The 12,167-nt window shown below is 60.5% G+C and carries 8 protein-coding genes and 4 pseudogenes; 9 read left to right on the forward strand and 3 right to left on the reverse strand.

All coding sequences use genetic code 11. The annotated features are described in order from the left end of the window. The first annotated feature begins 189 nt into the window (after positions 1-189). The 5 genes from tnpA (at position 190) to AC3FKH_RS27275 (ending at position 6,087) form a co-directional block, all read left to right on the forward strand. Positions 190-564 carry an IS66-like element accessory protein TnpA gene (gene tnpA / locus AC3FKH_RS27255; RefSeq protein ID WP_488678834.1) on the forward strand — a complete coding sequence of 125 codons (375 nt, stop codon included), beginning with the start codon at positions 190-192 and terminating at the stop codon, positions 562-564. Beyond that, positions 561-908: an IS66 family insertion sequence element accessory protein TnpB gene (gene tnpB, locus AC3FKH_RS27260; protein WP_488678835.1), complete on the forward strand. Its 348-nt coding sequence runs from the start codon at positions 561-563 to the stop codon at positions 906-908. Before tnpA ends, tnpB begins: the two co-directional genes overlap by 4 nt. Positions 909-938: 30 nt before the next feature. Beyond that, entirely contained in the window at positions 939-2,519 is a 1,581-nt protein-coding gene (tnpC, locus tag AC3FKH_RS27265) for an IS66 family transposase (protein ID WP_488678836.1), read from the forward strand. Positions 2,520-4,380: 1,861 nt separating this feature from the next. Then, on the forward strand, positions 4,381-4,746 hold the full coding sequence (locus tag AC3FKH_RS27270) for a hypothetical protein (RefSeq protein ID WP_488678837.1): 366 nt from the start codon (positions 4,381-4,383) through the stop codon (positions 4,744-4,746). A gap of 585 nt (positions 4,747-5,331) precedes the next feature. Further along, positions 5,332-6,087, forward strand: coding sequence for a hypothetical protein (locus tag AC3FKH_RS27275; RefSeq protein WP_488678838.1), 756 nt, complete (start codon positions 5,332-5,334; stop codon positions 6,085-6,087). Positions 6,088-6,815: 728 nt separating this feature from the next. On the opposite strand, the pseudogene AC3FKH_RS27280 reads toward AC3FKH_RS27275, so the two are convergent. Beyond that, a pseudogene (locus tag AC3FKH_RS27280) lies at positions 6,816-7,468 on the reverse strand (Tn3 family transposase); the annotation flags it as partial. Between the two features lie 118 nt (positions 7,469-7,586). Between AC3FKH_RS27280 and AC3FKH_RS27285 the strand changes: the two are divergent. Continuing rightward, positions 7,587-8,409, forward strand: a pseudogene (locus AC3FKH_RS27285) (DNA-binding protein); the annotation flags it as partial. Beyond that, positions 8,393-8,636 (forward strand): annotated as a pseudogene (locus AC3FKH_RS27290) (H-NS histone family protein); the annotation flags it as partial. The pseudogenes AC3FKH_RS27285 and AC3FKH_RS27290, both read left to right, overlap by 17 nt. A 170-nt stretch (positions 8,637-8,806) precedes the next feature. Here AC3FKH_RS27290 and AC3FKH_RS27295 read toward each other — a convergent pair. Beyond that, a complete protein-coding gene (locus AC3FKH_RS27295; protein WP_488678839.1) occupies positions 8,807-9,598 on the reverse strand; it encodes a hypothetical protein in 792 nt (263 codons plus the stop codon). A gap of 1,475 nt (positions 9,599-11,073) precedes the next feature. Here AC3FKH_RS27295 and AC3FKH_RS27300 point away from each other — a divergent pair. Further along, positions 11,074-11,262, forward strand: a complete 189-nt coding sequence (locus AC3FKH_RS27300; protein WP_488678840.1) for a hypothetical protein — start codon at positions 11,074-11,076, stop codon at positions 11,260-11,262. Positions 11,263-11,631: 369 nt separating this feature from the next. On the opposite strand, the pseudogene AC3FKH_RS27305 reads toward AC3FKH_RS27300, so the two are convergent. Then, positions 11,632-11,736, reverse strand: a pseudogene (locus AC3FKH_RS27305) (hypothetical protein); the annotation flags it as partial. Positions 11,737-11,831: 95 nt separating this feature from the next. Here AC3FKH_RS27305 and AC3FKH_RS27310 point away from each other — a divergent pair. Further along, positions 11,832-12,155, forward strand: coding sequence for a P-type ATPase actuator domain-containing protein (locus AC3FKH_RS27310; RefSeq protein ID WP_488678926.1), 324 nt, complete (start codon positions 11,832-11,834; stop codon positions 12,153-12,155). Positions 12,156-12,167: the final 12 nt, after the last annotated feature.

The raw sequence follows: 12,167 nt of genomic DNA on the forward strand, positions 1-12,167 counted from the left end.
CGCAGCATTGCGATGATTCACAGGCTAATGGCGACAACCTGACAGCGTCGGGGGAAGGCTTATTGATGCTCTGAAGCAGTTGCAGCGTAACGGCCCGGTGAATACCGTCTTTCCGAACTGAGGCAATGTAGGCAAGCTCAGGTGTCTTCGCGGATAGCGCAGATGTCCGCTTAATCTAGGCGCACACCTATGAAGCCACTGCCCAGCCCCGGCCCGGAGGGTCACATCCAGCGGCGACGCCGGTTCACTGAATCCTTCAAGCGCGATATCGTCGCCCAGTGCAATGCGTCCGGCGCTTCGGTATCCGCCATTGCCTTAGCCAACGGTCTCAATACGAACCAGGTCTTCAAGTGGCGCCGCTCGGTGCTGAGCGCAGATCAGATGTCACCGGCAGCCATGGTGCCTGTAACTGTGCAGGACATTGTCTCTGAGACTGCCACGGGCGCCCGGATACTGCAGCACGAAGGCACCGTCGAGATCGTGCTCAAGCGAGGCACAATCCGCCTGGCTGGCCCCGTGGACGTTGCCATACTGACTGCGCTGATGGCGCCGCTGATCCCATGATCGGCCTGCCTGCAGGAACGCGCGTGTGGCTGGCCGCTGGCGTTACCGACATGCGCTGCGGCTTTAACGGCTTGCTGGCCAAGGCGCAAGCCACCTTGACCGATGACCCATACAATGGGCACGTCTTCGTCTTCCGGGGCAGGCGCGGCGATCTGCTCAAGGTCCTGTGGTGGAGCGGCGATGGGTTGTGCCTGCTGGCCAAGCGCCTGGAGCGCGGCCGCTTCGTCTGGCCGCAGGCCGACAGCGGCAAGGTTCACCTGACACCGGCACAGCTATCGATGCTGCTCGAGGGCATCGACTGGCGCAAGCCTGAACGCACCTGGCGGCCGACGCTGGCCTTGTAAACCGAAGCGCCGAGTTCTACACTGGCCGGCATGCTCAATGATCCCTCATCACTTCCCGATGACCTCGCCACCCTGAAGGCGATGATCGTCGCACGGGATGCGGCCCTCACCGCCGAGCGACTGCGGGTCACCACTCTGGAAGGGCAGCTCAGCGATCGCGCCATTGAGATCGAGCACCTTAAGCTACTGATCGCCAAGCTCAAGCGTCAGCAGTATGGACGCAGGTCCGAGAAACTGGACCGGCAGATCGAGCAGCTCGAACTTAAGCTCGAGGAACTGCAGACCGACGAGGGCGTGGCGGCGCTACGTGCGCCACGAGTGCGCAGCACTGGTACCAACGGTGGGCGCAATCCGCTACCCGCGCACCTCGAGCGCGAAGACGTGGTGCACACCCCAGCCGAGACCACGTGCTGCGCATGTGGCAGCTCCTTCACGGTACTTGGCGAAGACGTCTCGGAGCAACTGGAACTGGTGCCCGCACGGCTACGTGTCATCCGGCACCGGCGCGTAAAGCTCGCCTGTACCGGCTGTGATCGCATCGTACAGGCCCCCGCACCCAGCCGGCCCATCGACCGTGGCATTCCAGGCCCGGGACTGCTGGCCAATGTGCTGGTGTCAAAGTTCTGTGATCACCAGCCCCTGTATCGCCAGTGCGCGCGCTGGGAACGCGAAGGCATCGAGTTACCGGAGTCCACGCTGGGCGACTGGGTCGGCGGCTGTTCGGCATTGCTCAGTCCGCTTGTGGAGGCCGTGCACAACTACGTGATGCGTGGCATCAAAATGCATGGCGACGATACGCCGATCCCGGTGCTGGCGCCGGGCAACGGAAAGACGAAGATCGCACGGCTGTGGACCTATGTTCGTGACGACCGGCCGGCGGCCGATACTGCACCGCCGGCAGTCTGGTTCGCCTACTCGCCGGACCGAAAGGGCGAACACCCGCAGCGCCATCTGCGGTCCTTCTCTGGAACGCTGCAGGCCGATGCGTACGCCGGCTTCAATGGGGTCTATGAGACTGGGCGGGTGCAAGAGGCCGCTTGCTGGGCGCACGCCAGGCGCAAGTTCCACGAGCTACATGTGGTACGGCCTAATGCCATCACCGACCAGGCGCTGACACGAATCGGCGAGCTCTATGACATCGAGCGGGAGATCCGTGGACAGCCACCAGACCTGCGTCGGGAGATCCGGCAACGCGAGGCCGTGCCGCGACTGGCGGCGCTTAAGGCTTGGCTGGAAGATACGGCGGCCAAGCTCTCGCGCAAATCCGATATCACGGCCGCCATCCTCTATACGCTCAAGCGCTGGCAGGCGTTCACACGCTACGCTGAGGATGGGCGACTGGAAATCGACAACAACAGCGCCGAGCGCGCGCTGCGCGCAGTCGCTTTAGGTCGCAAGAACTATCTCTTCGCTGGTGCGGACAGTGGCGGAGAACGGGCCGCGGCGATGTACACGCTCATCGGCACAGCCAGGCTCAATGACCTCAACCCAGAGGCGTACCTCCGCCACGTGCTGGGTCGCATCGCCGGTCACCCAATCAACCGCATCGACGAACTGCTGCCCTGGGCCATTGCAGCCGAGCTGGCGCCACTCGACGCGCCGGCTGCCTGACTCACTCCTACGTCAAGATCGGATGGTCTGGCGCCGTCAAGGACGATGCTGTCTGGGAGGTTACGCTGAATGCGCAGACGGACCACGACATTCATCTCGATGACACGCTCGCTGAGCTGCCCGAAAACTATCCAACAGTAGTGCTCGACTTAACCTCAAGAACCTTGAGACCAAGCTTATGGGCCAACGCCACTCCTGACGTTCGCGTCTTGCAGCACTCGATCCAAAAGTCTGTCCCAGCAACTGCGATGGCATATGGTGGCACGTCGTCACTGGCCTCGCTCTGCCTATAAACTACCACCTCGACACCTTCTTCCAAGAAGCGCGACATATCGGCTCGATGCGCCAGGGGCACCTTCTCGAGATGTGCGGACTGAACGGCTGTAAGACTCATAGAGGAATCACCTAGTTTGATCAAGACTAGACAGCAAAAGCCGTCACATCAATACGCTATCACATCACGGCGTTACGCGAGACTGCTCAACGCTCAAGTCTGCAAGCTATCAGGCTTTATGCGTCGGACCGTTCCCCTCAATCACCGTCCACGCAATCACATCGCGCTTGCCGGCCAAGACCGTTCGGATGGCCATGTTGTCACCTGTCAATACGGTACTGGTCGGACCGTTACGTTGCAGCAGCGGTCAGCATTGAAGAGCGGCTTGCACTAATGCGTAAACAAGCCGCTCCGAGTTTTGACCTTCCCCCCCATATGTCTATTGCCGATTGCGTGGCCACGAGCCGTCAGAAATAAGCGGGCCCGCCGCATGGACGCGCACCCCATTCGCCAGCCGCGCAGCGCCTATCTGGCGTTCGGATCGTCGGAGGGCCCGCGACGCGGGGTGGCGCCGATCTTCCGTACGGGCTGGGCGGAAGGGCACGCTTCGACGAAGGCCGTCGTCGTCGGACGCACGCTTGGTGGGAGGCTCGGATCGCCGGCCGGCGTCCATCCTGCCGCCCATGTCGCGGCCACAGCCCGCTCCCACCGCGCGCACCGGGACAGCCTTGGTGGAACGGCCTGTCTCCGGTCGGACACCAACAGACGGTCGCGTTTGGCTGCCCCCCGCGTTGGGCCCAGGGCCGGTGTGCGAGAATACGCGGCAGCCAAAAGCGGGACTCGCTTCGGTCGCGACCACACAACGCGGAGAGGGAATTGGCCAAGAATCTACTTGTCGGCCTGGTAACGATGGTACTGGCAACCTCGGCGTTTGCCGTCGAGCGCTACATAGAAGTCTGGAACCCGCCGGAAGCGCGCAGTGCTGCCGCGAAACCCCCGAAGCCATCGGCCCACAAGCCGAAGAAAAGTCGTGTGGCTTCTCCTGCAATCAGCCGGGTGCGTCGAGTCGCGGCGGTATCCACGTTACGGCCGGCCGTAACGGCAAGGCCGGGCAGGCCGAGATTCCACGACCTTCCGCGGCAGATGACGCCAGAGGGCAACGTGCTTCGTGTGGCAGGTGGCCAGTCTCGCTTCGACGTTGAGCACTGATGCCGTCCGAGCGCTACAAGGGGGATTGTGCTTTTGCTGCAATTGGATACGGTCGCACCCCAAATTTTTTGTAAGTCAATGACTTGCGAAAGAGTCGACATCGTCGATAGAAGGGGCTCGGAAGCCTGCTGCGTGCGGCTTGGACCGGTCACCCTATCAATCTATAGCTCAAGGACGATCACCCCTTGGCTTGCTACGAGGTCTCATTAGGGGAGCGGTAGGGATGGGTAAAATGGCTGCCAATTGATTTCCCTCCCGATCGGGGATTTCGTCATAGCTTCTGGCGTGCTAATTTCGGCCACTGGGCGCGCTATTCTGCCCACAATAAGAGCCGGGATCCGGCACAAAGAACAAGATCGATTCGAGGGGAAAGTAACTATGCGCAAGACAACGCTTGTCACAGGCCTCTGCCTGCTGGCACTTCAAGGGTGCGCCACCAAAAACTACGGCCGCCAAGGCAATCTGACGGATTTCGAGAAGCAGACGATGAGCTGCCGCGAAATCGAGCTCGAGCAAGCCAAGGTCCAGGGTTTCATCCAGCATGTCGACAAGGAGAGCGAGTTTGACGGGCGCTCGGTTCTCTCATTCCTGGGCGACTTCGGCATCGGCAACGTGATCGAGAAGGACAGCGCCATGAAGAGCGCGAACGACCGGGCCTACCAGCTTCAGATGACGGCCTACCAGCGCGGCTGCAGCACCGCGAAGCCTCAGCCGACTGCACAGCTCCAGCCTCCCTCGCGATAGCAGGCGGAGCATCCAGCGGCCCTCTGGGCCGAATTGGCGCTATTGAGGCACAACACACATTGCATGTTGCCATGCCCAGGCTGAATGCGCTGTTGCTTAAGCAGATGGAATGAAGCCACGAGACCTTGCCGGCCATAAGGCGGCACCGAAGCATCTTACGGAGACACCCAACTTCAAGCCACTAAAGCGTGGGAAGCTGCCCAAGCCGCTTCATAAGCTTGGTGGACCGCGGGTGTTCTCCACAGAGCTTATTCAGCTATCAGACACGCACTCTGCTGTCTTCTATTGGCGCGATGGGGAAACGCTGCAGGATCGCTCGTTTTATGGGCATCTATTTTGCAGCTTGCGAACTGGGGCCCTCTCTCCGCTCTTCGAATTCCACTACCATCCGAGCCATAAGGGGCTGCACTGCAAAGTCCCATGCAACACGGAATCGGACTATACGAACCGTGGGCTACCCGGCGCACCAGAGCTGGCTATCAAGTCTCACCGGCTACTGGACCCTGGTATAGAATCAGATCGCGCACAGCTATTGGGAGCCGCCTGCAGTGCTTGCGGCATCACATTAGGTGGAGCAAACAGCCTATGGAACAAGTGACCAGCCTCAAGCGCGCCATCTGCTCGCTATTCGATGTGCACTCCGACGAAGGAGGAGTGCAGCGCATAGTCACGCCGTTGGAATATGCTGGTACGGGCGATCGTATCGTCGTCCGTGTTCGCGTCCGCGATGACGGGTCGATGGACATTGATGAAAACGGTGAGGCGGCCTTCTATGCCGGCCTCTCCGGCGGCGACATTGAGTCAGAAGTTGTGAATCGATGGGCGCTTGATCTTCCAAATCATAGTCCCGTCCGATTTTCTTCCGATGAGGTGCTTCGCGCTAAAGTCACGGACGAGCGATTGATTGCGCCCTACATTTTCCGCGTCGCCGAAGCCGCTCAACAGCTGTTTGCCTTGGCATCCTCGCGCGCAGATCGCCAAGCCAGTGATTTCAAAGACCGCGTATCTGAAGTCATTGTAAAGACTGCAAACGACCTGGAGTTGCCTTATCACAGCGATGTCGAATTGCCGATTGCCGGTGGACTCGTTGCCGACCACGTGATTGATAGCGCAACGCCTCTAATAGTCATTGCGGCAACTAGTGTCGCGCGACTTCTGGAGGCTGAGGTCATACACATGCAGTATCGAATGAGCAAGAAGGACGGCTTTGTGCTCGCTATTGCGGAAAGTCCGACTGCAGTCGGCAAGAAGCAATTTGAGCGAGCAAATTACTACACCGGCAAAACAGTTAGCTTCAGCCCACATGATCTCTCTCAACTGATTGCTGGCTATGCGAACTAACGCCGCCCGCTGAGGCGGGCCATTTTTAATGCCGCTATTCGCGCTTGCTCGCCGCCCTCATCGGATAGCCGCTTCCATTCGAAGTACTTCTTGAGAACCCAGCCCGCTCGGTATTCATCGACGGCAGTCATAGTGGCGAGACGGGAGCGCGCGCGACCAAGTTCAATTGCAGCCGTGATCGAGAGCCTGACGGACCGGCTGTGGATCTGGATGGGACCGCGGGGTGATGGCGGCATCGAGCTGACGTTAGCCGGCCCGCGTGCCAAATGGGAGCTGCACAACAAGGGTTCGAAACTCCGGAGTGCGCTCAGGAGGCTTGGGGCAACCCACCGCATGGCGTACAGGCTGCGCTCGAAGCCCTGGACGAAGCGATATGAACAAGTCTAACGGCGTGCCGGAGTGGGGCACCGACCCGGTATCCCTTTGTTTTCGATGCAATTTACCGGGATAGCTACCCCAAGCATTCATGCGGGTTTCCGGCAGATGCCCGGAAGATATCCCCATAAAATCAATCACTTGCTGACTGGTCCGTTTTCCGCATCCACAGATACCGATCTGTAGCATGGGCGTGGCGGTAGGGAGGGGCGGTCAGCCGAGTCGGAGCCGACGAGCGGATGACGCCAAGCGCTCGGCGGTCAGGGGATGCATGTCGCCGGTGTGACTATTGCGCATCCAGAGGTATCAGTTCTTTGGTACAACTCTCTGAGCCGCTTTCAAAGCAAAAGCGGTTACGCCGTGCGCCACTGCGAAGATGAGTCCTGGAACGCCGCGGTGGGCATGAGCCGATGCACATAGCGCGCGATGGGAAACTCAAAAGTGCCCCGCAGATTGATCCCCTCGAGATGGGTCAGACCAATATGCCGAAGGTCCTCAGATCGAGTCGTCTCGCTGCTGATTCTCTCGAGGACGTCCCAGCTGCGTTGCATGTGCATCGTATTCCAAGCCATTACTGAATTGGATAGCAAGGTCAAGGACGATGACAATGCCGCCAGCGACGCGTCATGGCGCGCCAGCTCGATTGGTATCTTGCCGGAATGGATCGCACGCTGGAGAATGTGAACCGCTTCACCGCGGTTCAACACGTGCTGCATCTCATGGCGAAATGCGGTATTCGTGAAATAGTCGATCAGGAAGATCGTACGAAACAACCGTCCGAGATGCATGCCGGCCTCATAGACTGGCTGTCCGCGCGCCGCCACCCCAAAGCGCGAGAGTGCCTGGACTGCGGTGCATTGCCCGCTTTGCACGGACGCCGCAATCCGCACCAGCTCGTCCCAGGCGGACTCAATGAGGCTCAGTCGAACATCGGCATCGGTGACGGCGCCAGTTCGCCAGACACATTATGATGCCTGGGAACATGCAGGCGTCTGTCGCGCAGGTAACGGCCCGGAAACCCGCATGGCTGGGAGGGGGCGGCTACCCCGGTAAACTGCAGCAAAAACAAAGTGAGACCTAACGGGGAGACGTCCCTCTTAGTCAGCCCCCGTTTTGGCCCGCACTCCGAGGTGGCGACGCTACGCGCGGAAGCCCGGCACGCCGCGAGCGAAGCGGACGCCGAGCGGGATGCGGCGCGCGCGGAGACGGCCGCCGCGCATGAGGACGCTGCGGCAGTTTCGGCCCAGCTGGCGGAAGCGCGGCAGGCCCGCGACACCGTGCAGGCGGACCTGGCCGAGGAGTGGCAGGCGCACGCCGCGACGCAGGCCCGGATCGAGGCTGGACGGACGGAACTGGGGGCGGGCCGACGGCAGCTGGACGCGCTGCGCACCCAATTCTCGACGAAGCTTGAGCGGGCGCGCGAGGCGGTAACGCTCGCGCAGGAACGCGCCGAAGCCAGCGAGCGGCGCAGCCTGCGCGAGCTGGACGCCGAGCGCACCGCGCGCCGGAAAAGCGAGCGCACAGCCGACGACCTGCGCGGCGAACTGGCGGCGGCCCGCGGCGAGGCGCGCGAAGCTGGAAGCGCAGACTGCGGCGCTAGCCGATCGGCTTGCGGCCACCGAACAGGCGCAGCGCAAGGCGGCGGGCGAACTCGACGCCGTGCAGGCGGAACTCGCCGCGGCGCAGCGCCGGGCCGAGTGGGCCGAAGCGGAAGCGGCGCTCGCGCGCCAGTTGCTGGCCACCTTGCGCGTCGCACCGCGCGAACGCCAGGGGGGAGGCGGTAGTGGAAGGCGGCGCAAGGCCGGCAGTCCACCGGCGACCGCGCCGGAAGACCAGGGCAAAGGTCAGTGGGAAGAGCGGGACGACGAGCAGGGGGCGCCGGCGCGGCCTGGCAATCAGGACGATGGGAACGACAGCCGTGACGGCAGCGATGACAGCACGAACTGAGCGCGCGGACGCGATCCGCTGGATCCAGGCACAAATGGACGACTATGGGCTGACCCTGAAAGACCTGGACGCGGCGGGGTGCTTCGCGTCGCCGCCCGAGCCCCCCATCGTCGGTGCTCCGCTATCGCAGCGCGGAAGGGCAGACCTGGGACGGGCAGGGCGGGATGCCGTCGTGGCTCGAGCGGGCGGTCAACGCCGCGCAGAGCGTGGAGTTTTTCAAGGTCGGAAGAGGGGTGGCCGGGATTCGTCTAGGAGCGGACGCCCGGCTCAAATCAGAGGTCGCGGCGATATGCGCACCGACCGGATTGAGACCCCTGAGTCCCTGGAAACCATACCGGGTACCCGCTATAGCGCACTTCATCACGAGCGGGCGATGAAAAATTCAAATCCCAATTTACTATATATGTTTGTAAAATCGAATTAGTTGTTCGAAATATTTCTTCGATGCTGGCGCACCCTGTCCGTCAGGAAATTTCTCACGAAGCATCTGTGCCTCCGTCCTATGGCCGACAATTCGTTTATCCCACTGATGATACTTCCATAGCGCTTCAAAAGCCCCGATATGATTGCAACGAAGGTCATCATCGATAGCGACTGCACATTTTTCAACAATGCCTAGCCACGTCTGCAACCGCGTCTCCGAAAGTCGCTGGAAGTTCTTTGGCGCGAATGTAAGGGGATCTTCGTAGTCTGGGATCAGTCTACCAAAGGTGTGACCAACACCATTACGAAGGCGTCGCATATCGTTAAGTGCTCCAACTGCGGAGGACAAAGGGCTCGGAACCGCTCCGAAATACCGACCATAGTTGTCAAGCCGTTTTGACCAATCGCCTTTTGTTAGGCCGACGACATGCGTCTTCACTGTGCCAATATGCTCCCGCGTGTGCTTCTCCGGCAGGGTCTTCAAAAGCGCAATGCCATCTACCGCTTTGGAACTCCTGAGAAGTACGGCAGGATTAGAAAGCAATGCCAACTGTGATACAGAGCTTAGGTATGTTTCAAAATATGACGACACTGACATGAGTGACGCGAGTCGCGTCCAATTGTGAAAATCGCCAATGTGTGACTCCCATTGAGAAATCGAAAAATCCATCCGCTTCGCTTGCTTCGCCGGTAGTGGAACCGCGGCAGCAACCTTTTGAGTATTCGTGAACCCGCCTTTTCGAAAATGATGAGTGGACGAGTACATTGACACTGCACCGGCCCAATAAATATCATTCAACTCGGTGTGGTGCCTTTTAAAAACGGCGAATGGCCAAGTGCGCGGCCATGGGCTTATCCAGCGATCAAAAGACGGCATATTTTTGTATTTTTTGTTAAAAAATCAGAATATTTATATCAATCGAAAACAGATTTTTTTCAGACTTCACAAGATGACACCCTTGTTAGAACTTGCAGTTTAAACGACATTTGAGCTTGGCGTAATCGGGCGGTTGCTTGTTTCGAGATTGAACATAACGCCCGAACAAAGAAAAATTCTTTGTCGTGATGTCACAGGCGGAAGGTACCCGAGTGAGCGAGCAGGTTGGAACTGGCGTGAGCGGCAAGTCGACAACGCGGGTACGTCTTGTGTTTGAAGTGAAGAACTCCGGCGACTGCAAAGTCGTCACAGCCTTTCCTTTGTAGACTTTGGTAGTTTGTTGCGAGTTCGCACAGTCTCTCGCCCGCTTAGCTTGCAACTGATGTCGCAAGAGTTGCGGTACTTGTGGCGCATGCCCACGCCGAAGGTGTCGCCGTGCTCGATTCCGGGGATCTTGTCGTAGCATTCCTCGAGTTACCGGCGAAAGGAGACGACAATTTATTCGCCGTACCTAGGACGGGGAGCCTCAGTTGAACAGCAGCGCAGCATAGTGCTTGCCCGGCCATATCTGATACGTGGCGGACGCGTTAGAGCGTGTACCTGTTTCTGCGTACGGTGGGACAGGGTTCTTGTCACACCGCATGAATTGTTCGAGACTCGCCGCATCGGCAAATCTGCACGGTGCTGTCCCTGGCGCCCCATAAGACCGCCCGACGCGCTGCGCGCGGACTTGCCCGGCAGGCACGCATTATTGGTCCCCGAATAGCGCAGGAAACGGCGGCACTGCGCCAGCTATCCGCCCGGACTTGGAGCGTAAGCCGGATCCGACGGTCGGCATGTTCGTCCCGTTTCTCGCGGGGCCGATCACATACTCAGCGCCAGTGTGACCACGCGGCTCGGCAGCGCCCACCGGCGTGCCGCTACCGGGGCGGCAGACGCGGACACTGAGACCACCCCGCGCAGCCGCGTGGCCGCCAAGGGGCGGCTCGGCACGGAATTCGACGTGCAGCACCACAACGTATCCGGGCGCGCTCTTCGGCGCAGGCTGATGCAGCGTCCCTGCAGCGCATCGGATTGCGCGACGCACGTTATCGCGCCGGGGAGCCCGGTCTGGCAAGCTGCTCGCGTTGCGCAATGTTGGATATGGACGGCTGGCATCTTCCATCCGGCGTTTTGGGCACACCGTACCAGCACCAGTTTGACGAAACGCAATAACTGGTGGATCCATCTACGCCCATGGGGCGTCAACTTATATAGTGTCTTGGACCTGCCGGCACACCGATTGACCAGAAGCTGAACAGAACCCGTGGCAGTGCGCCGCAAAAGAAAAAGCACGAGAACAACGACCATGCCGGAGACGGGCGATGCTGAGTCCACGCGAAATTGCGGCCTTGCTGGTTCTGAACGATGCGAACGCCCATGAGGAACTGGATCCCGCTGACGTCGACGCGCTCGTAGAGCGCCAACTGGTCCGTCTCGAACTGGCGGAACGTGAAATACGCGTGACGGGGAAAGGGCTCAAACTTCTCGAGGCCATCGGCAGATATCATTGAAGTCGCCGCCATTCTGGCCCGAGCGACATCGGGGTCGCAAGCGCCTGTTATGCGCCGGCCACGGCCACGCTCGACGGCAAGCGATCTCCGGGCGAATCCGCCGAACAGTTGCTGTGCAAGGCGGACTTGGGCCTGTATCAGGCAAAAGGGGCTGGCCGCAACACCATCATGCCACGCTACCCGCATAGCGAAGCGCTGATGCTCGGCGATCCGCCAACGAGGGCCTAGCAGCGGACGCTCGCGATTGTTCAAGGCCGTCCGTGCAGCGCCAAATGAAAGCCTCCAGATGCGAAGCACGGCCGCCCCGGGCAGTCGTGCCAGCGTGCAGGTCATCCAGCGCGGCATTGGCACTGGAAAGAGGATAGGGCGTAGTAGAATGGTGCAGCGCGGGTCCCTGCTGAAGGTGGCAAGATGGTGCACCCCACGTCCGCCCGTCGCCATGCCGCTGCCCGCAAGGATGATTTTCGGCGCGTTATCGCCGCAGCCTTCCGGATTCCACTGTCGTATCGCTGATGCTGGCGACCGGTCGTGCCTTGCAGAACTACGCCCGATCTCGCGCCCGGCGGGAGATGACGGCGCAGCTAAGCCACGCTCCCAGGCGCGCCAATCGGCTCGAGGCGGTGCAATGGCGGCAGGTCGATGTCGCTGAAGTCCGTCCGGGAGACCGTTTGATGGTCCGACACGCGGTCTTGCCCGTCGACGGCGCGCTGACGATGCCCGCGGAGCTGGACGAGTCAGCGCTGACTGGCGAGTCTGCCATCCGCAATTACGTCGCGGGCGAGTCAATCAAGAGCGGCGCCGTGAATACCGGGGCCGCGCTGGAAATGATGTCTGGTGCCACGGAGGCGGAAAGTACGTTTGCCGGCATCGTCCGCATGGTCGCCGCCGCGTAGCACAGCGAGGTC

The organism is Cupriavidus sp. 21MJTG02-4 (genome assembly GCF_057798975.1).